Below are 26,002 nucleotides of genomic sequence, written 5' to 3'. Positions count from 1 at the left end.
GCTGGTGGCCCCACCTTCGGGCAGGGCCACCAGCGGGGCGGTTCAGCGACGCCGGGGCCGCCTGGTCACCGCGAAGCCGACGACGCCGGCCACCGCGGCGAGCACGCCGCCGATGGCGGTCCAGACCCACCGCGAGCCGAGATTCGGCAACCAGTCCGCCAGCGAGTCACCGTCGTCGCCAGCTTCCGGGTCCGCCACGGGTACGGCGTTGAGCACCGTGCCCGCCTTGGTGTTCGGCACCAGCGGCGCTGCCAACTCACCGTCGTCGGCCGAGGCGCCCCGGTCGGCGACCGTGCCGACCAGCAGGTCCACGTCGATCGGTGCGCCCAGATCCGGCTCGGGCAGATCGATCACGGAGAGCCTGATGACGTACGTGCCGGGCAGTGGATCGGCCGACCAGGGCTCCGCCCACGGTCGTACCTCGCGCAACGTGCAGCCCAGCGCCACGCTCGACGCCTTGGCGTCCACGGTCGGGGTCTGTGCCCCGGCCGTGCACGCCTGCCGCCGGCGCAGCCCGTCGAACACGTCGACCGTCCAGGTGGAGGCGCCGCTGCGCCCCTTCGGGAAGGTGACGGTGGCGGTGATCTCGTGCACCTGGCCGGCTTTCGCCGGGAACGCCCAGTAGAGGTGGTCGCCGATCGACGCGTCCACCCGTACCGGTTGCCCCGCGGCGATCGGGGTGGCGCTGAGGAACGACGTGCCGGCCCGATTCACCGGCGTGGCGCCCGGGGAGGGGCTCGGGGCGGCGACGGCCGAGGCGGGGAGCAGCGCGGCCCCGCCGGCGGCGAGCAGCGCCGCCAGCGATCGGAACAGGGCGGTACGCATCAGTTCTCCCTCCAGGTGGCGACCCACCAGCGCGTGAGCAGCCCGGCGATCAGGCCGGTGAGCAGCCCGGCGACGGTGAGCAGGGCGAGCAGCACCCAGCCTCGACCGAGGTCCGGGCCGTCCGGTGCCGGTGCGGCGGCGACCACGTCGATGGTCAACTCCACAGGCATGCCCGGGGTGGCCGCAGTGCCGGGGCGCGGGGCGAACGAGTTGCTCACCACCAGGCAGACGGTGGTGGGTTCGACGACCGGCGCGGAACTCTCCTCGGCCTTCGCGGCATCCTCGTCGTCGGCGCTGGCCGACCAGCGCAGCCCGGCGGAGAGCACATCGGCCCGCCCGCTGCCGGCGTCAGCGCCGCGAACCAGTTCCCGGCCGTCCGCTGCGGTGGCCCTTAGCAGGACCCCGTAGTCCCGGTTCACTCCTCGGTCCAGCGCCATGCTCACCGACGCGCGCAGCTCCTGCCCGGGGCGTACCGGCACCCGGTAGTAGCGGTGCTCGGAGAAGGCCTCCCGGTCGGCGTAGACGCCGGGGGCGAGCAGCGGCGCCGAGTCGCAGACGTTCGTGCCGCCGACCACCGTCGGGGCGGGGGTGTTCGTGTCGCCGGCCCGCTCGACGAGCTGTTTGATCCGTCCGGTCAGCTCCTCGGCGCTCTGTGCGGCGGTGTAGGTGCCGCCGGTCGCGCTGGCGATGCAGAGCAGCTGCTTTCGGACCTTCTCGTCGGGGGCCAGACCGAGGGTGTCGACGACCAGGCTGGTGCCCTGGGCGGCCAGCTCCCGGGCCACCTCGCACGGGTCCGGCGGGGAGCAGGTGTCCTCGCCGTCGGTGATCAGCACGATCCGTCGGGTGGTGGCCCCTCGGCCCAGGTCCTCCGCGGCGGAGCGCAGTGCGAGGCCGACCGGTGTGAACCCGGTCGGCCGCAGCGTCGCCACGGCAGCTTTGGCCGCGGACCGGTCCACCGGGCCGACCGGCACGATCTGCTGAGTGTCCTGGCAGCCGACCTTCTTGTCCTTGCCGCGGTAGGTCGCGCCGAGCACCCGGATGCCGAGCTGGGTCTCCGCCGGCAGCGCGTCGACGACCTCGTTGAAGGCCTGCTGGGCAACGGAGATCCGGCTGCGCCCGTCGATGTCGGCGGCGCGCATCGAGCCACTGACGTCGAGCACCAGCTCGACCCGGGGCGGCTCGGGCACCGGCTCGTCGTCGGCCTGCGCCGGGGCGGGCCCGGCCAGTGCGGTGGTCGCCAGCAGCCCGAGAAGGACCGCCGTCGATCGTCTGAAGTTGATCACGGCCCGCAGTGTAGTGAGATCCACTTTGGATGATCGTCTGGGTGGGCGTGGATCGGACCCCGGTGCCTCCGGCCAGGTCGATGACCACCTCCGACCTTGCTTTTCCGCGCTCTGGGTCCACGCCAGGTCACCCTCGGTCAACTGCAGGCGGGTACGAGTCGGCCCGGCCACCATCCGTCGGAAATCTGACCCAAGTTGACCCGTTGTGCCGGTGGTGCGCGGTGGTTAAGCTCTTCATGCGCGCCCCAATCGCCCGCTTCCCCCGTGGCAGGCGATCGGGGCGCGCGTCTTTGTCGAAAGGCCCCGCACGGTCACAGTGCCCGCACGGTCGCAGTGCCCGCAGGGTCACAGAAGGGCCCGCACGCTTCGGCGTGCGGGCCCTTCTTCGTCGCGCTGTGCGGCGCGTCGCCTGTCGGTGCTTATATCCACCGACCGTCGAGCCACATCCGGGACAGCCAGTCCGAGTACGGAATCACCTTGCCGACGAAGATCGGATAGAAGTACGCGAAGCAGAGCCCCACCAGCAGCACATACGCCCCGGCCGCGATGCTGCCCACCAGTCGACGTTCGTAGCTCGGGTCGCCGGGCACCAGCGGCGCCACCTCACCCACGTCACCCCCGGCGGGCGCGATCAGCGCGCCGAGCACGTACACCACGGCAAGCACCAGGAACGGCAGCGCCGGCGCGGCGTAGAACGAGAACATCGTGCGGCCGTCGAGGGCGAACCAGAACCAGGGCAGCAGCCCGGCCGCCACGGTCAGCAGGATCGCGCCGGCCCGCCAGTCGCGGCGGGCCAGACCCAGCCAGGCCAGCGCCGCCAGGGCGGGCAGGAACGACCACCAGAGCAGTGGGGTGCCGAGCAGCAGGATCTCGGAGGCGCAGGTCGGTGCGCCGCAGGCGCCGTCACCGGACCAGTGGAACGCCACCGGCCGGCCGAGCAGCAGCCACTGCCACGGCCACGACTGGTATTTGTGCGCGTCGTCGAGCTGGGCGTGGAAGCCGTACGCCGCCCGGTGGTATTCGAAGAGGTTGATCAGCGGCCCGATCACCGGGCGGTCGCTGAGCGGGGCGCTCGGGTAGGCCGACGCGAGCCGGTAGTAGCCGTCGTCGGTGAGCAGCCAGCCCGACCAGGTGGCGACATAGGTGGCCAGCATGAGCACACCGGCGAGGACCAACCAGGGCAGCTCGTCGAGCACTGTGTCCCGCCAGGGCCGGCGGACCCCCGCCGAGCGGCGGCCGCCGACCTCCCAGAGGATCACCAGCAGCGCGAAGACCGGTACGAAGTACAGAGCGCTCCACTTGACCGCGCAGGCGCAGCCGATCAACACCCCGGCTGCCAGCCGCCACCACGGCCAGGTGCGCCAACCGGTCGGCGGCCGGCCGGCACGGCCCGGTTGGCTCGGGTCGAGCCCGTCGTCCAGGGCCCGCGCCCAGCGCCTGCGGCGGGCGTCCCGATCGAGCACCAACGCGCCGAACGCGGCCAACACGAAGAAGAGCAGGAAGATGTCGAGCAGCGCAGTGCGGGACAGCACCAGGTGGAAACCGTCCAGGGCGAGCAGCAGGCCGGCCGCGCAGCCGAGCACCGTCGAGCGGAACATCCGCCGACCGATGCGGACCAGCAGCAACACCGACAGGGTGCCGATCACGGCCGCCGAGAACCGCCAGCCGAACTCCGGCGTGGTGGTCATCAGGTGCCCGGGTACGGAGACCTTCGAATCCGCGTCCTGGTAGCCGAAGGCCCACTCGCCGAGGCCGATGAGCCACTTGCCCAGCGGCGGGTGCACGACGTACGACGGGACGTTGTCCTTGTAGTTCCACTCGACGCCGCGGGAGATCAGCCCGTAGCCGTCCTTGGCGTAGTAGGTCTCGTCGAAGATCTTGGTCTTGATGCTGGACAGCCCGACGAAACGCAGGATCGCCGCGATGGCCACCACCACCGCCGTGGCCAGCCAGGAGAACCGGTCCACCTGGCTGTCGACGGTGGCGAACCTTCGCCGGAGCGCGGCGGACACGCCACCGCCACCGGCACTCGGTGCCGCCGGCTCCTGGTTGGGGCTGGGCTCGCCCGTCACCTCGACCATCTTGGCAGGCTCGGCGCTCGGGCTCTGCGCTGTCGACGCACTCGTCACCCGGCGATCGTAGGCTGCCAAGGTGTCCTGTGGCGCCCGTCGTCCCTGATACCGGTATTCGCTGTCGATGAAGGAGACGAATTCGTGGGTGAAAAGTCCGAAGCTGGGCGCCTGATCCTGCTCGGTGCCCCGCTCGGCAACCCCGCCGACGCCTCGGCCCGGCTCCGGGAGGTGCTGAGCACCGCCGACGTGGTCGCGGCCGAGGACACTCGCCGGCTGACGCGGCTGGCCCGCGACCTCGACATCACGGTCGGCGGCCGGATCGTCTCCTACTTCGAGGGCAACGAAGAGCGGCGCACCCCCGAGCTGGTCGAGGTCATCCTGAGCGGGTACGTGGTGGCACTGGTCACCGACGGGGGGATGCCGAGCGTCTCCGACCCCGGCTACCGGCTGGTCCGGGCCGCACTGGACGTCGGGGCGCCGGTCACCGTCGCCCCCGGGCCCAGCGCGGTCACCACCGCGCTGGCGGTCTCCGGGTTGCCCTGTGACCGGTTCTGCTTCGAGGGCTTCCTGCCCCGCACCCCCGGCGCCCGGCGAACCCGCCTGCGCGCGCTCGCCGCCGAGGAACGCACGCTGGTCTTCTTCGAGGCCCCGCACCGGATCGGTGCGGCTCTCACCGACCTTGCCGACACGTTCGGCGCGGACCGGCCAGCCGCACTCTGCCGGGAGCTCACCAAGACCTACGAGGAGGTGCTCCGCCGTCCCCTCGGCGAGCTGGCCCGGTGGGCCGCCGAGGGAGACCCGCGCGGCGAGATCACTCTGGTGGTGGCCGGTGCGCCGGTGATCGCCCCGGAACGCCCCGACGACGACACCCTGCGCGCGGCCGTCGCCGAGCGGGAGGCCGCCGGCCGGTCCCGCCGGGACGCCATCACCGACGTCGCCACCGAGTACGCGCTGCGCCGGCGCGACGTCTACACCATCGTGCACAGCTGACCCGGGCGCCCGGCCGTGCCGGGGTTCACCGGGCGACGCGCTCACCAGGCGAAGGCCAGGAAGCCGACGGTGATCAGCACGGGGCCGGCGACGGCCGCCGTCACGGCCCAGCGGCGGTGCCGACGGCCGGGCAGCCGCGCCGACCCGGTCCACCGGACGATGCCGGCCGTGCAGGCCAGCACCACCAGCAGACCGGGCAGCCAGAGCAGGTGCCGGCCCCCGCCGGTGTCCGCGTACGCGGTGCCGGCGTCCGGGCCCGTCATCCGTGCCGGCACCGGTGTACCGCTCGCGTTCTCCCCGGCGGGTACGCCGCTGACCCGTACGCCGTGCGCGATGAACCGCCCGTCGTCGGCCGTGAACGTCCCCCGACACCGTTGGGTGAGCCCGTCACCGGTGCAGCCGTCGAGCACCACGGTGCCCACCCGTGCGTGCCCGACGGCGAGCCAGAACGGGCCGGCGCTGACCCAGGCGAAGAAGGCCGCCACCAGGCTCAGCGTCACCAGCGCGGCCAGCCCGGGCAGCGGATCGGGCGGTGGGGCCGTACGGCTGGGTGCCCGGCGGCCCACCGGGCGGAAGCCGCGGTCCCCCGACGGCGCCGGGTCCTCCCGCACCGGGGTGCCGTCCCAGTGCACCTCCTCGATCGGTGCCCAGAAGGCAGCGACGTCGTCCGGCGTGTCACCGTCGGACCGGCCCTCCCGTTGCAGGCGGCTCTGCTGGCGGACGGGCACTCGACGCGGCACCGCGTCCACCGGCGCGCCGGTGGTGGGTTCCATCTCGACGGCCTCCGTGGCGGCGGGTGCCGAGCCGACCGGGGGGCCTGGTGAGCCGGGTCGGGCCGGGCTCGGTGCGGGTGCCGCCGGGGTCGGCCGGGCCGGCGTGGGTACCGGCGCGCCCGGCGTGGGCCGGGCCGGGGTGGCGGTGCGCTCCGCAGCCTCCTCCCGCCCCGATGTGACCGCCTGCCCCGACGGCCTGGCCTGCTGCTCCTCGGGCCGGTCGGCCCCGGGCCGCGGGGCGGGGCTCGGTCGCGGGCTGGGACTGGGGCGCGACGCGGAACCCGCGTCGGCTCCGGGCACCAACCGGGGCTGGGGTGCTACCCCGGCACTCCGAGTCGAGGCGGGGTCGGGGCCAGGGTCGTCGCCGACCGTCGGGCCGGTGCGAGGGTCCTCGTGGTCCCGTGCCGCTCGTCTGCCAGTCACGACGTTCATTGCACACCGGTCCGGGAGGCGGAACGGGCAGCTCGACCGCGTGTCGGCGACAAATCGGACCAATGGTGGAGGTGGTCCGGCCGGTCCGCCGGCCCGGCACCCCCCATTGGTTCGCGGTCGCCCCTGGCGGGTCACTAGGCTTGCTGCTCATGAGTCACGTTCTCGCGGCAGTGGCCTGGCCGTACGCCAACGGCCCCCGCCACATCGGCCACGTCTCCGGTTTCGGCGTTCCCTCCGACGTCTTCGCCCGGTACATGCGGATGGCCGGCCACGACGTGCTCATGGTCTCCGGCACCGACGAGCACGGCACCCCGATCCAGGTGCAGGCCGACGCCGACGGGGTGACCCCGCGCGAGCTGGCCGACCGGTACAACAGGGTGATCGTCGAGGACCTGCACGGCCTGGGTCTCTCCTACGACCTGTTCACCCGCACCACCACCCGCAACCACTACGCGGTGGTGCAGGAGTTGTTCGAGGGGATGTACCGCAACGGCTACATCGTGCCGAAGACCACCATGGGCGCGATCTCCCCGTCCACCGGCCGCACCCTGCCCGACCGTTACATCGAGGGCACCTGCCCGATCTGCGGGTACGACAGCGCCCGGGGCGACCAGTGCGACAACTGCGGCAACCAGCTCGACCCGATCGACCTGATCGACCCGAAGTCACGGATCAACGGGGAGACCCCGAAGTTCGTCGAGACCGAACACTTCTTCCTGGACCTGCCCGCGCTGGCCGAGGTGCTGCGGCAGTGGCTGGACACCCGGGAGGGGTGGCGGCCCAACGTGCTGCGGTTCTCCCGCAACCTGCTCGACGACCTCCAGCCCCGGGCGATCACCCGTGACCTGGAGTGGGGCGTTCCGATCCCGCTGGACGGCTGGCGGGACCGGCCGGACAAGCGGATCTACGTCTGGTTCGACGCGGTGATCGGCTACCTGTCCGCCTCGATCGAGTGGGCCCGCCGCTCCGGCGACCCGGAGGCGTGGCGGCAGTACTGGTCCGCCGACGGTGCCGGTAAGGACTCCCAGTCCTACTACTTCATGGGCAAGGACAACATCGTCTTCCACTCGGTCATCTGGCCGGCGCTGCTCTCCGGATACTCCGGCGAGGGCTCCCGCGACGGTGCGCCGGGCGAGCTGGGTCGGCTCAACCTGCCCACCGAGGTGGTGTCGAGCGAATACCTGACCATGGAGGGGCGCAAGTTCTCCTCGTCGCGCAAGGTGGTCATCTACGTTCGTGACTTCCTGGAGCGCTACGACGCCGACGCGCTGCGATACTTCATCGCCGCCGCCGGCCCGGAGAGCAACGACACCGACTTCACCTGGGCCGAGTTCCTGCGCCGCAACAACGACGAGCTGGTCGCCGGCTGGGGCAACCTGGTCAACCGGTGCGTCTCGATGGCGGCGAAGAACTTCGGCGAGATCCCGCCGGTCGACCCGGCCGGGCTCACCGAGGCCGACGAGGCGCTGCTCGCGACCTCTCGGGCCGGCTTCGCCACAGTGGGCGACCTGATCGGCCGGCACCGGCAGAAGCAGGCCATCGGTGAGGCCATGAGGGTGGTCGCCGAGGCCAACAGATACCTCTCCGAGCAGGCCCCGTGGAAGCTCAAGGGCGAGGCGGACAAGCCCCGGATGGGCACCATCCTGCACGTCGCCCTCCAGGTGATCAGCGACGCGAACACGCTGCTCACCCCGTTCCTGCCGCACTCGGCTCAGCAGGTGCACGAGCTGCTCGGCGGCACCGGTGTGCACGCCCCGATGCCCGTCATCGAGCAGGTCGACGACCTGGACGGCGGGCCGTCGTACCCGGTGCTCACCGGGGACTACACGGTCGGCGCGCGCTGGGAGTCGGTGTCGATCGAGGCGGGCCGGCCGCTGGCGGCGCCGAAGCCGGTGTTCCGCAAGCTCGACCCGTCGATCGTCGACGAGGAGCTGGCCCGACTGGCCGACTGAACGCACGACGCCCCCGGCGGCAGGGCATCCGGCCGCCGGGGGACGTCACATCACGTACCGGGTGTCCATCACCTGGTCGTCGCTCACCTCGGCGCCCGGTGCCCAGGTCTCGTAGATGCCGCGGTCGTGACACTGCGCGCCGGTGGCGACCACGGTGTCCGGGTCCGGGAAGCGCAGCCGCAGCCGCAGCCAGCCGGCCTCCTCGCGCAGCACCAGACACGGCACGCCCCGCCACTGGGCGAACCGGAGCCGTCGGGCCACCGCGTCCACCGGGTAGCGGGCCGCCCGGGTCATCGCCAACACCCGGAACCCGCCGGGCAGGTCGGCCACCGCCTCGTACTCGGTGTCGCCGTAGAGGCCCACCAACTGGGTGGAGCGCAGCGCGTCGCCGGTCGGCACGTACTCCTGGTCGGGGGAGAGGCCCGGCACCGCGGCGAGCAGGTGCCGCCACTGCGGACCCACCATCCGCAGCCAACCGCGCTGCTCCGCCTGGTACGTGTAGAGCACGACCTCCACCCCCTCGGCGGGGTAGGCGAGCAGGGTGGCGTTCGCCGGCATCGGCAGGTCGGCGAAGTCCCGGGTGATGAACTCGGGGATGAGCTGACCGTTGCTCGGCACGAAGCCGGTGCCCAGCACCGGTGGGCCCAGCCGGTCCCGGGCAGCCAGCGCGGTCAGACCGCGGTGCGTCTCGCCCACCGGCACGTCGTAGTCGCCCGGGTCCGCGGCCCGCCAACGCAGCGCGTACGCGACGTCCGATCCTTCCCGCCCGACGTCACCGTCGGTGCGCAGCACCGTGGTCGCCGTCGGCGTACGCAGGTGCGCCACGTCGTGCTCGCGGTAGCAGAAGCCGTGCGGCAGCCAGCCCCGCACGTATCCGGCGAGCTGCCGGGCGGAGAGCACCTTCACCATCCGGGTGCCCCTCCGCACCACCGCCGAGGCACGCACCGCGGTCAGGACGGGGTCGCCCGCCGCGGACGGCTGCTGGCTGAGCTGGTGTACGTGCGTCCAGCCGCGTTCCCGGTGCGCCGGCATCATCAGCGGCGTCTCCGGCTCCTCGGCCGGCTCGGTCGCCCCGTGCACCGCGCTCGCCTCGGTGACGTGCACGAACCGACGCCACGGCAGGGCGCTGCCCGGTCGGGGCGCCCGCTCGAAGCCGGCCACCTCCTCGGCGCTGAACAGCTCGTACGCGGCGCCCCGGGCGATCTCCTCGGCCGGGTACACGCCGCCGCCGAACGCCACGCGCAGCCCGGTACGTTCGCCGGCCGCGCCGCTCGCGTGAGGTGTGACGCTCACGCCACGGCCTCGCTGCTGTCCCTCAGGGTTCGCTCGCTGCGCTCGCTCACGTCGCCGCCTCGCTGCGCTCGGCAGCGGCGTGAGACGCCTCGCTGCTGTGCCTCATGGTTCGCTCGCTGCGCTCGCTCACCGGGCGACGGTAGAGTCGCGCGGCGTAGTCGAGGTGAACGTCGGGTGGCGGGCAGATGGCCAGGCCCGGTGTGTGATGCTGTCGCTGATGAGCGAGCCCACTGAATCCCGCCGAGAGCGTGCCGCCCGGCGGGCCGGAGAGTTTCCGCCCGCCCCCGAGCCGCTGCCCCGGCCGGTGCTGGACAGCCACACCCACCTGGACATCACCGTCAGCGAGGCCGGCGTGCCCGGCGGCGGGCCATCCGACGACCCGGTGGGCACGGCGATCGCGCTGGCCACCAAGGTCGGCGTGGACCGGCTGGTCCAGGTGGGCGTGGACGTCGCCTCCTCACGGTGGGGCGCGGACGCCGCCGACCGGTACCCCGCGGTGCTGGCCACCGTCGCGCTGCACCCCAACGAGGCACCCCGCCTCACCGACCTCGACGAGGCGCTGCGGCAGATCGAGTCACTGGCCGCCCGCGACCGGGTCCGGGGGATCGGTGAGACCGGGATGGACTTCTTCCGGACCGGCGACGACGGGCGTGCCGCGCAGGAGCACAGCTTCCGGGCGCACATCGCCATCGCCAAGCGGTACGGCAAGGCGCTGGTCATCCACGACCGGGACGCGCACGCGGACGTGCTGCGGATCCTCGACGACGAGGGCGCTCCCGACCGGGTGGTGCTGCACTGCTTCTCCGGTGACGCCGACTTCGCCCGCGAGTGCGTCCGCCGGGGCTACCTGCTCAGCTTCGCCGGCACCGTGACCTTCGGCAGCGCCACCGCGCTGCGCGAAGCCGCAGCACTCACCCCGGTCGACCAGATCCTGGTGGAGACCGACGCCCCGTACCTCACCCCAACGCCGCACCGCGGCCGGCCGAACGCCTCGTACCTGATCCCGCTGACCGTCCGCGCGCTCGCCGCGACCACCGGCAGTGACCTGGACGAGCTGTGCGCGGCCATCTCCGCCACCGGCGACCGTGCCTTCGGGCCGTGGTGAGCCCGGGCCGGCGGTCGGCCCCGACGTCGCCGCTACGCTGCCAGGCATGACCGGTCTCCTCGGCCCGGCGGAGATCCGGGAACTCGCCGCCCGGCTGGGCGTCGCGCCCACCAAGAAGCTGGGCCAGAACTTCGTGCACGACCCGAACACCGTGCGCCGGATCGTCACCGCCGCCGGGCTGACCCCCGACGACGTGGCCCTGGAGGTAGGCCCCGGCCTCGGCTCGCTGACCCTGGGGCTGCTGCCGGTCGCCGGGCACGTGCACGCCGTGGAGATCGACCCGGTGCTCGCCGGGGCGCTGCCGGAGACCGCCGCGCGGCACGCCGGGGCGGACGCCGACCGGCTCACCGTGCACCGCGCGGACGCCCTGCGCATCCACGCCGCCGAGCTGGCCGATCCACCGCCGACCGCGCTGGTCGCGAACCTGCCCTACAACGTGGCAGTGCCCGTGGTGCTGCACCTGCTCGCCGTGCTGCCCACCCTGCGGCACGGCCTGGTCATGGTGCAGAAGGAGGTCGCCGACCGGCTGGTCGCCGGTCCCGGCTCCAAGGTGTACGGCATTCCGTCGGTCAAGCTCGCCTGGTACGCCCACGCCCGGGGCGCCGGCAAGGTGCCTCCGAACGTGTTCTGGCCGGTGCCCAACGTCGACTCCGGTCTGGTCGCCTTCACCTGCCACGAACCGCCCCGAACCGACGTACCCCGGGAACGGGTCTTCGCCGTGGTCGACGCGGCGTTCGCGCAGCGGCGCAAGACGCTGCGCGCCGCGCTCGCCGGTTGGGCCGGTAGCGCGGACCGGGCCGCCGCCGCGCTCACCGCGGCCGGCGTCGACCCCGGCGCCCGGGGGGAGTCACTGACCGTCGAGCAGTTCGCTGCCATCGCCGCGTCGGCTCCGGTCGGTACGCCGGCCGCGAAGTAGGCTGACGCCCGTGCCCGCCGAGGACGCCGAGGAGCAGATTGTGGCCAACCCCTTCGACATCCGCCTGCGCGTACGGGACCTCACCCCGTGACCGAGGCCTGGCGACCGGACGGCGAGGACGAGCGACGCGGGTCCGTCGGGCCGGTGAAGGTCCGGGTGCCCGCGAAGGTCAATCTGCACCTCGGGGTGGGCCCGTTGCGCCGCGACGGCTACCACGAGCTGAACACGATCTACCACGCCATCTCGATCTACGACGAGCTGACGGCCCGTCGGGGTGACACCCTCGCCCTGACCATGGAGGGTGAGGGCACAGGCGAGCTGGCCCTGGACGACACCAACCTGGTGATTCGGGCGGCGCACGCCCTCGCCGGGTACGCGGGCGTGCTGCCACACGCCCGGCTGCACCTGCGCAAGCAGATTCCGCTCGCCGGTGGGCTGGCCGGCGGCAGCGCCGACGCTGCCGCCGCTCTGGTGGCCTGCGACGCGCTCTGGGGCACCGGGCTGTCCCGCGACGAGCTGGCCGGGATCGCCGCCGACCTCGGCTCCGACGTGCCGTTCCTGATCTACGGTGGCACCGCGCTGGGCACCGGCCGGGGCGAGGCGATCAGCCCCGTGCTGGCCCGCCCGACCTCCTGGCACTGGGTGGTGGCGATCGCCGACGGGGGCCTCTCCACTCCGGCCGCGTACCGCGAGTTGGACCGGCTGCGCGACTCCGGCGCCGCCGGCACCCCACTGGGCTCCACCGACGCGTTGCTGGGCGCGCTGCGTCAGCGCGACCCCCGGGTGCTCGCCCGGACGCTCGGCAACGATCTTCAGGACGCCGCGCTGGCCATGCGCCCGGCGCTGGTCGACACCCTCAAGGCCGGCGAGGCGGCCGGCGCGCTCACCGGGATCGTCTCCGGCTCCGGCCCGACCTGTGTGTTCCTCACCGCCGACGCGGCCGACGCGGAGCGGGTCGCCGCCGAGCTGAACGCCGCTGGTGTGTGCCGGGAGGCGCGGGTCGCGCACGGCCCGGTCGTCGGCGCCCGCGTCGGCTGACGGGTCGTCCCACCCGGCCTGCGGGCGCGCGGCGCGGGTGTCCGGGGCGTCCGCGTACCCTTGAGGGAGGCGTCCAGGTGCCCGCCGGCACCGGGACGCCTTGATCATGAAGGGTGGAACGTGGCGAACATCGTCAATCTGGACCGGGTGTCCAAGGGGTACGGCGCCGCCGGGCGGCTGCTCACGGACGTCTCGCTCGGTCTGGACGACGCCGACCGGATCGGCGTGGTCGGCCTCAACGGCGCCGGCAAGTCCACCCTGCTGCGGCTGCTCACCAAGCAGGAGGACCCCGACGACGGCCGGGTGACCCACCGCCGCGACCTGCGCGCGCTCTGGCTGCCGCAGCAGCTCACGCTCGCCCCCGACGCCACCGTCCGGGACGTCGTGCTCGGCACCGCCTGGCTCAACGAGGGCATGGGTGCCGAGCACGAGTGGGCCGGCGACGCCGGCGTCCGCGGCATCCTCGACGGCCTCGGCATGCCGCACCTCGGCCTCGACCAGCCGGTCGGCCCGATGTCCGGTGGCGAACGCCGCCGGGTGGCGCTCGCCGCGCTGCTCGTCCGCGACTCCGACCTGCTGATCCTCGACGAGCCCACCAACCACCTCGACGTCGGCGGTGTCGACTGGCTGGCCCGGCACCTGGTCGGCCGCAAGGGCGCCCTGGTGGTGGTCACCCACGACCGGTGGTTCCTGGACGCGGTCTGCACCACCACCTGGGAGGTCGCCGACCAGACCGTTCGCGCCTACGAGGGTGGATTCGCCGCCTGGACCCTCGCCCGCGCCGAGCGCGAGCGCGTCGCCGCCGCCACCGAGGCCCGCCGGCAGAACCTGCTCCGCAAGGAGATCGCCTGGCTGCGCCGCGGCCCGCCGGCCCGGACGTCCAAGCCCCAGTTCCGCATCGACGCCGCGAACGCGTTGATCGCCGACGTGCCGCCGGCGCGGGACACCATGTCCCTGCAGCGCATGGCCACCTCACGGCTCGGCAAGCAGGTGTACGACCTGGAGAACGTCGAGCTGCACGCCGGCCCCAAGGAGATCCTGCGCGACGTCACCTGGCTGGTCGGCCCCGGTGACCGGATCGCCATCCTCGGTGCCAACGGCGCCGGCAAGACCACCCTGTTGCGGATGCTCGCCGGCATCACCCGTCCCGACGGTGGCCGCCTCGGGACCGGCTCCACCGTGCGGCCCGCGTTCCTCTCCCAGGAGCTCACCGAGCTGCCCGGGCACCTGCGGGTGCTGGAAGCCGTCGAGGAGGTCGCCCGCCGGGTCCAGCTCGGTGACCGGGAGGTCTCCGCCGCACAGCTCGCCGAGGTGTTCGGCTTCGACGACCGCCGACTCTGGACTCCGGTCAGTGACCTCTCCGGTGGGGAACGCCGCCGGTTGCAGATGCTGCGGCTGCTCGCCGGCGAGCCCAACGTGCTGCTCTTCGACGAGCCCACCAACGACCTCGACACCGACACCCTCGCCTCGCTGGAGGACCTGCTCGACTCGTGGCCCGGCACGATCATCGTGGCGAGCCACGACCGCTACCTGATCGAGCGGGTCACCGACACGGCGTACGGGATGTTCGGCGACGGTCGCCTGGTGCACCTGCCGGGCGGGGTGGACGAGTACCTTGCCCGGACGGCCGAGCGGGCCGGCTCCGCCCCCCGGATCGGCGTGAACACGACCGCCGCGCCCACCGGCCCGAGCGCGGGTGGCATGTCCGCTGCCGAGGTCCGCCAGGCCCGCAAGGAGCTGAGCCGGCTGGAACGGCAGCTCGGCAAGCTCGACCAGCGCGAGACGACGCTGCTCGGTCAGCTCGCGGCGGACGCCACCGACTATGCCCGGGTGGCCGAGTTGGACACACAGCTCAAGGATCTGCGCGCCGAGCGGGAGCGGATCGAGGAGAGCTGGATGACCCTCGCCGAGGACCTGCCGGAGAGCTGACCGGGCCGGGCACGCCGGGCGAGGACCGTGTGCGGCGTCACACCGCCACATGCGAGACAATCGTCGGTGACACCTACCCCACGGCGTTGGAGACACAGACATGGCACACACCCCCGTCAACCACCCCGCGCGGCCGATCTACCGGGCGATCGGCGGGCTGACCGGTCTGTACCTGGTGGTCTTCGGTGTGCTCGGCATCATCGCGAGCATGGGCGACGAGATCCTCGCCCAGGACGACACCCGGGTCCTCGGTCAGGGCACCAACCTCGGCTTCTCGCTGCTCAGCGTGCTGCTCGGGATCATCGTGCTGGTCGGCACGGCCCTCGGCCGCAACATCGACGTGGCGATCAACCAGTGGCTGGCGTACGCCCTGATGGTGATCGGCCTGGCCGGCCTCGCGTTCATCCGGACCGACGCCAACATCTTCAACTTCAGCATCACCACCGTGGTCGTGGTGCTGGCGGCGTCCCTCGTGCTGCTGATGGTCGGCATGTACGGCAAGGTCGGGTCCGAGGATGAGGCGGAGGCGTTCCAGAAGGCTCGTCTCGTTCTCTGAGCTGTTTGGTTGGTTGCGGTGGTGGTTTTCGCCGGAGCCCGAGCTGCTCCGGGCGGTCAGGCTTGATCCCTGCGCAGCTCGGGCTCCGGCGAAAACCTGACCTGGTCCAGCCTTTGGCGGACCCTTTCCGGCTTTGTGGTTCTTCGGACAGTCACCTCTGCCTTGGGTGACAATCCTCCTGAAACGGTCTAACTCGGGTGGACGGGGTCAGGAGCATGCCGCACTTTCCGGTGAACCATCCGGCACGGCCGCTCTACCGGGTCCTGTCCGGTCTGATCGGCGTCTACATCCTGGTCTTCGGCGTCTGGGGCGTCGCGGAGACGATCGGTGACCCGCTCTTCGCCCGGACCAGCACCTGGGCCCTCGGACTCCGGACCAACCTGGCCTTCTCGCTCGCCTCGGTGATCTTCGGTGTCGTTCTGATCATCGGGGCGTCGCGGCGCAGCAACCTCGGCCACTACATGAACCTCATCGCCGGTGTCGTGTTCCTGGTGACCAGCATCCTGATGATGTCCGTGCTCCAGACCGAGGCGAACTTCCTCAACTTCTCGATGTCGACAGTGGTGGTGTCGATGCTGTTCGGCCTGATCCTGCTCGGCACCGGCCTGTACGACAAGATCGGCCCACCGGAGCACGCGGAGGCGGAGCTGGAGCGCCGCAAACACCCGGTGGCCGACGCGCACCGCCGCTGATCGGGCTCAGCGGCGCCGGCCGTTCATCGGGCTCAGCGGCGCCGGCCGTTCATCGGGCTGAGGGGCGCCGGCTGGTGATCAGCGTCGGCTTCGCCTCCAGGTGCGACAACCCGTTCCAGGCCAGGTTGACCAGGTGCGCCGCCACCGTCTCCTTACGCGGCTTGCGGACCTCCAGCCACCAGCGCCCGGTCAGTGCCACCATGCCGACCAGCGCCTGCGAGTACAGCTCGGCGAGCTTCGGGTCGTACCCCCGGCTCTTGAACTCGGCGCCCAGGATGTGCTCGACCTGGTGGGCCACGTCGTTCATCACGCTGCTGAAGTTGGCAGTGCCGGCCATCAGCGGCGACTCGCGGACCAGCACCCGGAAGCCGCTGGCGTCCTCCTCGATGTAGCCCAGCAGGGCCAACGCCGCCTGCTCCAGGAGCTCTCGGGGGTGCCCGGCGGTCAACGCCGTGGTGATCCGGTCCAGGAGGGCGCGGACCTCGCGGTCCACCACCACCGCGTACAGGCCTTCCTTGCCGCCGAAGTGCTCGTACACGACCGGCTTGGAGACCTTGGCGCGGGCCGCCACCTCCTCGATCGAGGTGGCGTCGAACCCGCGCTCGGCGAAGAGCTGCCGGCCGGTCGCGATCAACTGCTCCCGCCGCTGGGCCGCCGACATGCGGACCCGGGAGGCGGGTTTGGCCTTGGGTGCCGCGGCCGGGGCCGGCGGCGTCACCCGTCGGCCGCCGGCACCGGCAGCATCGCCGTCACTGACCTCGGGCATGTCGCCGCCTCGCTGGCGCTCGGTGACGCCCTGCCGTGGAATGGTGCCTCCGCTGTGCCCGTTCACGTCGTCGCCTCACTGTCGGGCGGTGCGACCGCCCTGCCGCGCCGTCCGACCGTACCCGGATCGGGCCCGGCTCCCCGTCTGCCGAGCCGTCCGGTCCCCCCGCGTGGCTCGGTCACCCGGCCATCCTGCCAGGCGGCATGTCGGAGCACCGCCCGGTTTTAGTGGGGTGCGACCGGCTTCACCAGCTTCGCGGCGAGGCGCTCCGGCTTTGGCCAGCGCACCTGCGTCGCGGCGCCGACCTTCTCGAACAGCCAGATCACCCGGGCGGAGATGTCCACCTGGCCCCGCAGGACACCGTGCCGGGCGCTGGTCGGGTCGGCGTGGTGCAGGTTGTGCCAGCTCTCGCCGAACGACAGGATCGCCAGCGGCCAGAAGTTGGATGCGCGGTCGCCCTGGCGCATCGCGAACGGCCGCTCGCCGTAGACGTGGCAGACCGAGTTGATCGCCCACGTGACGTGGTGCAGCAGACCGATCCGGACCAGCCCGGCCCAGAAGAACGCGGTCAGCGCGCCCTGCCACGACCAGGTCACCAGGCCGCCGATCAGCGCGGGGCCGAGCAGCGAGACGGCCACCAGCGCAGGGAAGAGCTTGTCGACCCGGCTGATGTCGCGGTCGGCGATGAGGTCCGGAGCGAAGCGTGCACGGTTGGACAGCTCCCGGCGGAACAACCAGCCCACGTGTGCGTGGAACAGGCCTCGGGTCAACGCCCAGAAGCTGGTGCCGAAGCGCCACGGCGAGTGCGGGTCGCCCTCCATGTCGGAGAACGCGTGGTGTCGGCGGTGGTCGGCGACCCACTGGATGATCTCGCCCTGCACCGCCAGGGAACCGGCGACCGCCAGCGACACCCGCAGCCACCGCTTGGCCTTGAACGAGCCGTGGGTGAAGTAGCGGTGGAAGCCGACGGTGATGCCGAGCCCGGAGACGACATACCAGACCAGGCCGATGACCACGTCGGTCCAGCCCAGCCAGCCGCCCCAGGCCACCGGCACGGCGACCAGCAGGGCGACGAAGGGGATCACCACGAAAGCCCAGAGGGCGGCCAGGATGCCGGTGGACTGGCTGCCGTCGGTGAGTGGTTTGGGGCCGGGTCCGGCGGTGTTGGGATCGAGCAGAGCAGTGGACATGGGACCTCGCAGGGGGATGGTTACGATCACGAAGCTACGCCTACGTCACCGTAACTTACGGCACCGTAGATCGCACGAGGAAGTTCGAAAGCTCCTCACGTGACCGTCGAAAGCCGCAGGTCAGGTGCCGTCGGTGCAAGTGGGGGCGGCGTCGTCCACTGACGCGACTCGACGTGCGCTGTCCCGGCACCCGCGAATCCCCGACATCCTGGGAACCGGGTCGATCAGCGGGCCCGCGTCGCAGGCTCTCGCCCCGCGCTCCCGCGTCGCTCCCGCTCTGCGGCGGGATGAGCGATGGCGTCCGACGGCAGGGACGCTAAGGTGTAGCGGCGGGATGTTCATCCCCCTGATGCGACGTGCTCGCGTCGCTGATCGGCCGTGGTGTAATTGGCAACACCCGGGTCTTTGGTACCCGTATTTCAGGTTCGAACCCTGGCGGCCGAGCTGCCCATCTACGTCCTGTTCAAGGGCCGGTGGGGGTAAGAGGAAGACAGGCCGGGCCTCGCGGTTAGCATGACCGCGAGAGTGTCCGCCGTCCCGACGGGAGCCACGTCGTGCCCCAGCCCCACCTTCGTACCGTCGTCGTTCTCGCCGCCGGTGAGGGCAAGCGGATGAAGTCGACACTGCCCAAGGTGCTGCACCCGCTGCTCGGTCGGACGCTGCTCGGTCACGTGCTGAGCGCCGCCGCGCCGCTGGCCGCAGACCGCACCGTCGTCGTGGTGGGGCACGGCGCCGACCAGGTCCGGGCCCACCTGGGCGAGGTCGCCCCGGACGCCACGCCGGTGCTCCAGGCCGAGCAACTCGGCACCGGGCACGCCGTGCGGATCGCCCTGGACGCCGTCCCGGACGGCGCCGGCACCGTCGTGGTGATCAACGGGGACGTGCCGCTGCTGCGACCCGAAACGGTGGGCGCGCTGGTGACCGCGCACGAGCAGGCCGCCGCGGCAGCCACAGTGCTGGCCGCCGAGGTGCCCGACCCGACCGGGCTCGGTCGGATCGTCCGGGACGCCGACGGCCGCCTGGAGCAGATCGTCGAGGAGCGCGACGCCGACGCGACGCAGCGTGCGATCCGGGAGATCAACGCCGGGATCTACGCGTTCGACGCGGTACGGCTGCGCGAGGCGCTGAGCAAACTCTCCACCGACAACGACCAGGGCGAGGAATACCTGACCGACGTCTTTGGCCTGCTCCGCTCGGTCGGTGAGCCGGTCGCGGTGCACATGGCCGACGACCACGTCGAGACGTTGGGCTGCAACGACCGGGTGGAGCTGGCGACGCTGCGCCGGCTGCTGCGCGACCGGGTCAACGAGGCGTGGATGCGTACCGGGGTGAGTCTGCTCGACCCCGCGACCACCTGGATCGACGTGACGGTGGCTCTGGACCGCGACGCGGTGGTCGACCAGAACACCCAACTGCGCGGCGGCACCGTGGTCGGCGAGGGCGCATTGATCGGGCCGGACGTCACGCTGGTCGACACGATCGTGGGCCCCGACGCGTCGGTGGTCCGCAGCCACGCCGTCGGCGCCGAGATCGGCGCGGGCGCGAGCGTCGGGCCGTACGCGTACCTGCGGCCGGCGGCCCGGCTGGCCGAGAAGGCGAAGGTCGGCACGTTCGTCGAGGTGAAGAACTCGCAGATCGGCGCCGGCTCGAAGGTGCCGCACCTGACCTACGTGGGCGACGCGACGATCGGCGAGCAGACCAACATCGGCGCCGCGTCGGTCTTCGTGAACTACGACGGCGTCAACAAGTACCGGACCGTGATCGGCAGCCACGCGCGCACCGGTGCGGACAACATGTTCGTGGCGCCGGTCGAGGTGGGTGACGGGGCGTACACCGCCGCCGGCTCGGTGATCGTCGACGACGTCCCGGCGGGCGCGATGGGTGTGGCGCGCGCACGGCAGCGCAACATCGAGGGCTGGGTCGTGAAGCGTCGCGCCGGCACGGCTGCGGCCGAGGCGGCGCAGCGGGCCCAGGACGCGAAGGGCGCGCAGCCGAACGGCGACGCGAAGGGTGCGTCGTGACACCCGGCACCGCAAGCGACAGTGAGGCAATCCACGGGGTGACCGAGACGGTGGGCGGCGCATCCGGCACGGGAGATACTGCAACCGAATAGTCCCCGACCCACCACCACCGGGTCGGGTACCGCCGACAAAACGGGAGCAGACGGGCCCATGGGCAGCATCGTCGCCGAAAACCGCAAAAGCCTGATGCTCTTTTCCGGACGTGGCTTTCCGGAGTTGGCCAAGGAGATCGGCGAGGTGCTCGGCGTCGCGCCGACCCCGGCCGACGCGTACGAGTTCGCCAACGGCGAGATCTTCGTACGGTTCAAGGACTCGGTGCGTGGTTCGGACGCCTTCGTGGTGCAGTCCGTCACGCACGGGGTGAACACCTGGGTCATGGAAACCCTGATCATGGTGGACGCGCTGAAGCGGGGGTCGGCCAAGCGGATCACCGTGGTGCTGCCGTTCTACCCGTACGCGCGGCAGGACAAGAAGCACCGGGGTCGGGAGCCGATCTCGGCCCGGCTGGTGGCGGACCTGCTGAAGACCGCGGGCGCGAACCGCATCCTCACCGTCGACCTGCACACCGCGCAGATCCAGGGCTTCTTCGACGGCCCGGTGGACCACCTCTTCGCCATGGACATCCTGGCCGAGTACGTGGAGCACAAGTACGCCGGCCGGCCGATGACCGTGGTGGCCCCGGACTCGGGCCGGGTGCGGGTGGCCGAGCGCTGGACCGACCGGTTGGGCGGCTGCCCGCTGGCGTTCATCCACAAGACCCGTGACCCGATGAAGCCGAACCAGGTCGTTGCGAACCGGGTGGTCGGCGAGGTCGAGGGCCGGGTCTGCCTCATCGTCGACGATATGATCGACACCGGTGGCACGATCGCCAAGGCCGCCGACATCCTGAAGGAGTCGGGGGCAGCGGAGATCGTGGTCGCGTCCACCCACGCGCTGCTGTCCGACCCGGCCACGGAGCGGCTGAAGAACAGCTCGATCAGCGAGATCGTGGTGACCAACACCCTGCCGCTTCCGCCGGAGAAGCAGTTGGACAAGCTGACCGTGCTGTCGATCGCGCCCCTGCTGGCGCGGGCGATCCGGGAGGTCTTCGACGACGGCTCGGTGACGACCCTCTTCGGCGGCCTGAGCTGAGCATCGCGCGTCGGTGAGCCCCGTTTCCGCCACTCGCCGCGCCGGTGGGGGCGGGGCTGTCAAACTGGTGGAAACGGGGCCGGCGCGCTGGTGGGAGCACCACCGGCGCGCCGGTCTGGAGCCGTGAACGGGGACTGCCGGAAACCCTGGAAACAGCTCGGGTAGACTGGTGCGGTTGCCACGGCGAGGGTGCCCGGCGGGCCGCTGAAAAGCGCCGCACGGAGGCACCGTCATCGACGCGGTGCTCCGGGCAGTCGTTCATGACGCATGAGCCCCAGCGAGCCCCTCGCCCCAGCACCGCAAGACGACAAGCCGCCGCAGCGAAAAGCATCAGGAGTTTCCCCGTGTCCGAGGTAAAGATCAGCGCCGAGCCCCGCACCGAGTTCGGCAAGGGTGGTGCCCGCCGTACCCGCCGGGCCGGCAAGGTGCCCGCCGTGCTGTACGGCCACGGCGAGAAGCCCAAGCACATCGCGCTGCCGTCCCGGGAGTTCGCCGCCGCGATCCGCAAGGGCGGTGCCAACCAGCTCTTCGCGATCGACATCACCGACGGCACCCAGGTGCTCGCGCTGCCGAAGGCGATCCAGCGGGACCCGATCCGCGACACCTTCGAGCACGTCGACCTGATCCTGGTTCGCCGGGGCGAGCAGGTCACCGTCGACGTTCCGGTCCAGCTGACCGGCGAGGCCGCACGGGACACCCTGATCGTGCACGACCACGACACCCTCTCGGTGACCGCCGACGCCACCAAGGTTCCGGATCACCTCGAGGCGTCGATCGACGGCCTGGAGGCGGGCACCCTGGTGACCGCTGGTGACGTCAAGCTGCCGACCGGCGTCGAGCTGGCCGTCGACTCGGACCTGACCGTCGCGTCGATCACCGCCGCCCCCACCGCCGAGCAGCTCGAGGCGACGCTGCCCGAGGTCGAGGTTGCCACCGACGAGGCCGAGGCCGAGGTCGGCGAGACCACCGAGGGCTCCGAGGGCGCGGACACCGCTGCCGAGGGCTCCGAGACCACCGAGGCGCGCACCGAGGCCTGATCGGTTCGTACTGTGCGACAGGCGTCCCCGGATGTTCGGGGGCGCCTGTCGGCGTATCGGGAGTCGGTGGGATGGACGTCGGGAGGGACAGGGTCGTGACGGACGAGGCGTGGCCGTGGTTGGTGGTCGGCCTGGGCAACCCCGGTCGGGAGTACGCCGGGAACCGGCACAACGTCGGGTTCATGGTGGCTGACCTGCTGGCCGGGCGGGTCGGCGCGCGGTTCGGGCGGCACAAGCGGGCGGTGGCCGAGGTGGCCGAGGCGCGGCTGGGGTTCGGTGGACCGAAGCTGGTGCTGGTCAAGCCACTGACGTACATGAACCTGTCGGGTGGGCCGGTGGCGGCTCTGGCCCAGTTCTACAAGGTGCCGACGACGCAGGTGATCGCGGTGCACGACGAGCTGGACATCGAGTTCGGTCAGGTGCGGATCAAGTTCGGCGGCGGTGAGGGCGGGCACAACGGCCTGCGTTCGATGTCGAAGTCGTTGGGCACGAAGGACTACGTCCGGGTGCGGTTCGGTGTCGGTCGACCGCCGGGGCGGCAGGATCCGGCGGATTACGTACTGTCGGATTTTGGCGCGGCCGAGCGCAAGGAAGTGGATTTCCTGGTGGACCGGGCCGCCGATGTGGTGGAGTCGGTGATCGTCAAGGGCGTGGAGCCGACGCAGAACCTCTACCACGGCAGTTAGAGACTTCCCGCCAGTCTCTGGCCGGGCGGGGTGTACCGGATCGGAAACGGCGGGCCGGTAGTCTGCGCCTTTCGGCGTGCCGCGACCGGCGACGCGGGTCGCGGCGAATCGGTCCGTGCGGGCACGGGTCGCGGCGAGGCGACGGGAGCGGACAGATGACGAGTCCTCCGATGATCGATGGCGCGTTCGCCCGATGGTTGGCGTCCCGGGCCGGGCAGGCATTGCTCGACCTGCGGACGGAGATGGGTTTCGCCGACGCCGGCGCGCTGAAGTCGGCCGGAGACAAGGTGTCGCACGACCTGATCCGCACGGAGCTGGCGAAGTGGCGGCCGGGTGACGCGGTGCTCTCCGAGGAGGACGAGGGCTCGCGGTTGGCCTGGGCGGCGGAGGTGAACACCGGAGCGGTGTCGCGGTTGACCGCGGACCGGGTGTGGATCATCGACCCGTTGGACGGCACCCGGGAGTTCTCCGAGGAGGGCCGCTCGGACTGGGCGGTGCACGTGGCGCTCTGGGCGCGTCGCGCGCCGAGCCCGCACGGGCTGGTCGCCGGTGCCGTGGGGCTGCCGGCGCAGCACCGGGTGCTGGGCACTGACTACCCGCCGGCGTACCCGCCGATGACGGTGGAGGCGGCGACGGCCGGCGAGCGGAAGATCCGGCTCGCGGCGAGCCGGAGCCGGCCGCCGGTCTTCCTCACCGACCTGGCCGAGGACGTCGGAGCGCACCTGGTGCCGATGGGTTCGGCCGGAGCGAAGATCGCCGCCGTCGTCACCGGCGAGGTGGACGCGTACATCCACGCCGGTGGGCAGTACGAGTGGGACTCGGCTGCCCCGGTGGCTGTGGCGACGGCCACCGGACTGCACGCTTCCCGGATCGACGGATCTGCGCTGAGATACAACGAGGCGGATCCGCGCCTGCCGGACCTCCTGGTCTGCCGCAAGGATCTCGCCGCCCGGTTGCTTGCAGCGCTGCAGAGACATTCCGGGTAGCCTGAGCGCACTTTCTTGACATGCCCGACCGGAAAGGTCTGGAAATCGGATGAGCGAGCGAATCGAGCCGGCGTCATGACCACCCCCGCGGCGTACCGGGTCTCCCACCTGGACGCCCTGGAGGCGGAGAGCATCTTCGTGATGCGCGAGGTCGTGGCCGAGATGGAACGCCCGGTGCTGCTCTTCTCCGGCGGCAAGGACTCGATCGTCATGCTGCGCTTGGCGCAGAAGGCGTTCGCCCCGGCCAACATCCCCTTCCCCGTCATGCACGTCGACACCGGGCACAACTTCCCCGAGGTCCTCGAATACCGCGACCAGCGGGTCGCCGAGCTGGGGTTGCAGCTCGTAATTGCGAGCGTGCCGGAGGCCCTGGCGAGCGGCATGGTCCGCGAGTCCGGCGACGGCATGCGCAACCGGATCCAGACACCGGTGCTGCTCGACGCGGTGGAGAAGCACCGCTTCGACGCCCTGTTCGGTGGCGCCCGCCGCGACGAGGAGAAGGCCCGGGCGAAGGAGCGGGTCTTCAGCTTCCGCGACGAGTTCGGCCAGTGGGACCCGAAGAACCAGCGACCGGAGTTGTGGTCGCTGTACAACGGCCGCCACCACCCCGGCGAGTCGATCCGGATCTTCCCGCTGTCCAACTGGACCGAGCTGGACGTCTGGCACTACATCGCCCGGGAACGCATCCCACTGCCCTCGATCTACTACGCGCACGAGCGTGAGGTGATCGAGCGGGACGGCATGTTCTACGCGGTCAACGAGTTCTTCCGGCCCCGGGCGGGCGAGGAGCGGTTCAAGGCGCAGGTGCGCTATCGCACCGTGGGCGACGCCTCCTGCACCGCCGCGGTCCGATCCGACGCGGACACCGTGGAGAAGGTCATCGAGGAGGTGGCGGCCACCCGGATCACCGAGCGCGGCGCGACCCGTGGTGACGACCGGGTCAGCGAGGCCGCCATGGAGGACCGCAAGCGGGAGGGCTACTTCTGATGAGCACCGAGATCGTGGCGTCCGCGAATGCTGAGGCCCGTGCTGTTACCGGGGCCGGGCCGGAGGCCCGGGCCATGGACCTGCTGCGGTTCGCCACCGCCGGCAGCGTGGACGACGGGAAGTCGACCCTGATCGGCCGGCTCCTCTACGACACCAAGTCGCTCTTCACCGACCAGTTGGCGGCGGTCGAGGCGGTCAGCGCGGCCCGTGGCGACGAATACACCAACCTGGCCCTGCTCACCGACGGTCTGCGCGCCGAGCGGGAGCAGGGCATCACGATCGACGTGGCATACCGGTACTTCGCCACCCCGCGCCGCAAGTTCATCATCGCCGACACCCCGGGGCACATCCAGTACACCCGCAACATGGTCACCGGGGCGTCCACCGCCGACCTGGCGTTGATCCTGGTGGACGCGCGCAAGGGCCTGGTCGAGCAGTCCCGCCGGCACGCGTTCCTGTGCTCGCTCTTGCGGGTGCCGCACCTGGTCCTCTGTGTCAACAAGATGGACCTGGTGGACTGGTCGCAGGAGGTCTACGAGCGGATCGCCGACGAGTTCACCGCGTTCGCCGCGAAGCTCGACGCGCCGGACCTGACAGTGGTGCCGATCTCCGCGTTGCGCGGCGACAACATCGTCGCCCGCTCGGAGAACATGCCCTGGTACGAAGGCCCGTCGCTGCTGCACCACCTGGAGCGGGTGCACATCGCGAGCGACCGCAACCTGGTCGACGTCCGGTTCCCCGTGCAATACGTGATCCGCCCGCAGTCGACAACTGTCACCGACTACCGCGGTTACGCCGGTCAGGTCGCCTCCGGCGTGCTCAAGCCGGGTGACGAGGTGATGGTGCTGCCGTCCGGCTTCACCAGCCGGATCGCCGCGGTGGAGACCGCCGACGGGCCGGTCGCGGAGGCCTTCCCGCCGATGTCGGTGACGGTACGACTGGCCGACGAGATCGACATCTCGCGGGGTGACCTGATCTGCCGCCCGAACAACGCGCCAGCGGTGGCCCAGGACATCGAGGCGATGGTCTGCTGGATGGACGAGACGGCACCGCTGCGGGTCGGCGCCCGGTACGCGATCAAGCACACCACCCGGTCGGCGCGGGCCATCGTGCGCGGGCTGCACTACCGGTTGGACATCAACTCGCTGCACCGTGACGAGTCGGCCGACGAGCTGCGGCTCAACGAGATCGGCCGGGTGCGGCTGCGGACGACGGTGCCGCTGCTGGCCGACGAATACCGGCGTAACCGCACCACCGGGGGCTTCGTCATCATCGACGAGACCACCAACCGCACGGTGGGCGCCGCCATGATCGTCGAAGCCAGCTAACCAAACCCCACCCC

At 71.6% G+C, this 26,002-nt stretch carries 21 protein-coding genes, 1 tRNA gene and 1 pseudogene; 16 read left to right on the top strand and 7 right to left on the bottom strand.

The features are described 5' to 3' along the window. Window positions 1–42: 42 nt before the first annotated feature. The 3 genes from KBX34_RS17205 to KBX34_RS17195 all read right to left on the bottom strand — a co-directional run bounded on the left by KBX34_RS17205 (window position 43) and on the right by KBX34_RS17195 (window position 4,189). A complete protein-coding gene (locus KBX34_RS17205) occupies window positions 43–825 on the bottom strand; it encodes a peptidase (RefSeq protein WP_210795029.1) in 783 nt (260 codons plus the stop codon). Next, complete coding sequence (locus KBX34_RS17200; protein ID WP_210925803.1) at window positions 825–2,108, bottom strand: VWA domain-containing protein; 1,284 nt, start codon at window positions 2,106–2,108, stop codon at window positions 825–827. Before KBX34_RS17200 ends, KBX34_RS17205 begins: the two co-directional genes overlap by 1 nt. Before the next feature lie 419 nt (window positions 2,109–2,527). Next, window positions 2,528–4,189, bottom strand: coding sequence for a dolichyl-phosphate-mannose--protein mannosyltransferase (locus KBX34_RS17195; protein ID WP_247668341.1), 1,662 nt, complete (start codon window positions 4,187–4,189; stop codon window positions 2,528–2,530). A 132-nt stretch (window positions 4,190–4,321) separates the two neighbouring features. Between KBX34_RS17195 and rsmI the strand changes: the two genes are divergently transcribed. Further along, a complete protein-coding gene (rsmI, locus tag KBX34_RS17190; RefSeq protein WP_088951415.1) occupies window positions 4,322–5,170 on the top strand; it encodes a 16S rRNA (cytidine(1402)-2'-O)-methyltransferase in 849 nt (282 codons plus the stop codon). 41 nt (window positions 5,171–5,211) lie between these two features. Here rsmI and KBX34_RS17185 read toward each other — a convergent pair whose 3' ends face one another. Beyond that, window positions 5,212–5,943 (bottom strand): hypothetical protein, encoded by a 732-nt coding sequence (locus tag KBX34_RS17185; protein ID WP_210925801.1) that lies wholly within the window; start codon window positions 5,941–5,943, stop codon window positions 5,212–5,214. Between the two features lie 581 nt (window positions 5,944–6,524). Between KBX34_RS17185 and metG the strand changes: the two genes are divergently transcribed. After that, complete coding sequence (metG, locus tag KBX34_RS17180) at window positions 6,525–8,327, top strand: methionine--tRNA ligase (RefSeq protein WP_099856996.1); 1,803 nt, start codon at window positions 6,525–6,527, stop codon at window positions 8,325–8,327. 45 nt (window positions 8,328–8,372) lie between these two features. Here the strand turns inward: metG and KBX34_RS17175 are convergent, their stop codons facing one another. Continuing rightward, window positions 8,373–9,620, bottom strand: coding sequence for a hypothetical protein (locus KBX34_RS17175; protein ID WP_210925799.1), 1,248 nt, complete (start codon window positions 9,618–9,620; stop codon window positions 8,373–8,375). A 205-nt stretch (window positions 9,621–9,825) separates the two neighbouring features. Between KBX34_RS17175 and KBX34_RS17170 the strand changes: the two genes are divergently transcribed. The 6 genes from KBX34_RS17170 (at window position 9,826) to KBX34_RS17145 (ending at window position 15,856) form a co-directional block, all read left to right on the top strand. Further along, window positions 9,826–10,725 carry a TatD family hydrolase gene (locus KBX34_RS17170; RefSeq protein ID WP_088951418.1) on the top strand — a complete coding sequence of 300 codons (900 nt, stop codon included), beginning with the start codon at window positions 9,826–9,828 and terminating at the stop codon, window positions 10,723–10,725. Between the two features lie 46 nt (window positions 10,726–10,771). Next, window positions 10,772–11,641, top strand: coding sequence for a 16S rRNA (adenine(1518)-N(6)/adenine(1519)-N(6))-dimethyltransferase RsmA (gene rsmA / locus KBX34_RS17165; protein ID WP_099850378.1), 870 nt, complete (start codon window positions 10,772–10,774; stop codon window positions 11,639–11,641). Between the two features lie 87 nt (window positions 11,642–11,728). Beyond that, complete coding sequence (locus tag KBX34_RS17160) at window positions 11,729–12,679, top strand: 4-(cytidine 5'-diphospho)-2-C-methyl-D-erythritol kinase (protein WP_210925796.1); 951 nt, start codon at window positions 11,729–11,731, stop codon at window positions 12,677–12,679. Between the two features lie 120 nt (window positions 12,680–12,799). Further along, window positions 12,800–14,608, top strand: a complete 1,809-nt coding sequence (locus KBX34_RS17155) for an ABC-F family ATP-binding cassette domain-containing protein (RefSeq protein WP_210925794.1) — start codon at window positions 12,800–12,802, stop codon at window positions 14,606–14,608. Between the two features lie 100 nt (window positions 14,609–14,708). After that, complete coding sequence (locus KBX34_RS17150; protein WP_088951422.1) at window positions 14,709–15,164, top strand: DUF4383 domain-containing protein; 456 nt, start codon at window positions 14,709–14,711, stop codon at window positions 15,162–15,164. Window positions 15,165–15,379: 215 nt separating this feature from the next. Beyond that, window positions 15,380–15,856: a DUF4383 domain-containing protein gene (locus tag KBX34_RS17145; RefSeq protein WP_088951423.1), complete on the top strand. Its 477-nt coding sequence runs from the start codon at window positions 15,380–15,382 to the stop codon at window positions 15,854–15,856. A 49-nt stretch (window positions 15,857–15,905) separates the two neighbouring features. On the opposite strand, the gene KBX34_RS17140 is transcribed toward KBX34_RS17145, so the two are convergent. Beyond that, window positions 15,906–16,622, bottom strand: a complete 717-nt coding sequence (locus KBX34_RS17140) for a TetR/AcrR family transcriptional regulator (RefSeq protein ID WP_099856998.1) — start codon at window positions 16,620–16,622, stop codon at window positions 15,906–15,908. 224 nt (window positions 16,623–16,846) lie between these two features. Further along, window positions 16,847–17,812, bottom strand: coding sequence for an acyl-CoA desaturase (locus KBX34_RS17135; protein WP_141907837.1), 966 nt, complete (start codon window positions 17,810–17,812; stop codon window positions 16,847–16,849). A 372-nt stretch (window positions 17,813–18,184) separates the two neighbouring features. Here KBX34_RS17135 and KBX34_RS17130 point away from each other — a divergent pair. The 8 genes and pseudogenes from KBX34_RS17130 (at window position 18,185) to KBX34_RS17095 (ending at window position 25,988) form a co-directional block, all read left to right on the top strand. Further along, window positions 18,185–18,256 (top strand) — tRNA-Gln (locus KBX34_RS17130). A gap of 167 nt (window positions 18,257–18,423) precedes the next feature. After that, window positions 18,424–19,925: pseudogene (gene glmU / locus KBX34_RS17125) on the top strand (bifunctional UDP-N-acetylglucosamine diphosphorylase/glucosamine-1-phosphate N-acetyltransferase GlmU). A 58-nt stretch (window positions 19,926–19,983) separates the two neighbouring features. After that, the gene (locus tag KBX34_RS17120) at window positions 19,984–20,964 is read left to right on the top strand and encodes a ribose-phosphate diphosphokinase (RefSeq protein ID WP_030329105.1); all 981 of its coding nucleotides are present in this window, start codon (window positions 19,984–19,986) and stop codon (window positions 20,962–20,964) included. A gap of 344 nt (window positions 20,965–21,308) precedes the next feature. After that, window positions 21,309–22,001 carry a 50S ribosomal protein L25/general stress protein Ctc gene (locus tag KBX34_RS17115; RefSeq protein WP_088951426.1) on the top strand — a complete coding sequence of 231 codons (693 nt, stop codon included), beginning with the start codon at window positions 21,309–21,311 and terminating at the stop codon, window positions 21,999–22,001. A 95-nt stretch (window positions 22,002–22,096) separates the two neighbouring features. Further along, on the top strand, window positions 22,097–22,687 hold the full coding sequence (gene pth, locus KBX34_RS17110; RefSeq protein WP_088951427.1) for an aminoacyl-tRNA hydrolase: 591 nt from the start codon (window positions 22,097–22,099) through the stop codon (window positions 22,685–22,687). 155 nt (window positions 22,688–22,842) lie between these two features. Continuing rightward, window positions 22,843–23,673 carry an inositol monophosphatase family protein gene (locus tag KBX34_RS17105; protein WP_210795008.1) on the top strand — a complete coding sequence of 277 codons (831 nt, stop codon included), beginning with the start codon at window positions 22,843–22,845 and terminating at the stop codon, window positions 23,671–23,673. Between the two features lie 75 nt (window positions 23,674–23,748). Continuing rightward, window positions 23,749–24,660 (top strand): sulfate adenylyltransferase subunit CysD, encoded by a 912-nt coding sequence (cysD, locus tag KBX34_RS17100; RefSeq protein ID WP_088951429.1) that lies wholly within the window; start codon window positions 23,749–23,751, stop codon window positions 24,658–24,660. Next, entirely contained in the window at window positions 24,660–25,988 is a 1,329-nt protein-coding gene (locus tag KBX34_RS17095; RefSeq protein WP_374223692.1) for a sulfate adenylyltransferase subunit 1, read from the top strand. Before cysD ends, KBX34_RS17095 begins: the two co-directional genes overlap by 1 nt. Window positions 25,989–26,002 lie beyond the last annotated feature (14 nt).

The sequence above is a fragment of the Micromonospora sp. M61 genome (genome assembly GCF_018070245.1).
Classification (GTDB): Bacteria; Actinomycetota; Actinomycetes; order Mycobacteriales; family Micromonosporaceae; genus Micromonospora; species Micromonospora zamorensis.
Note: the sequence above shows the minus strand (reverse complement) of the source record. Positions and strands in the feature narration are given on the sequence as shown.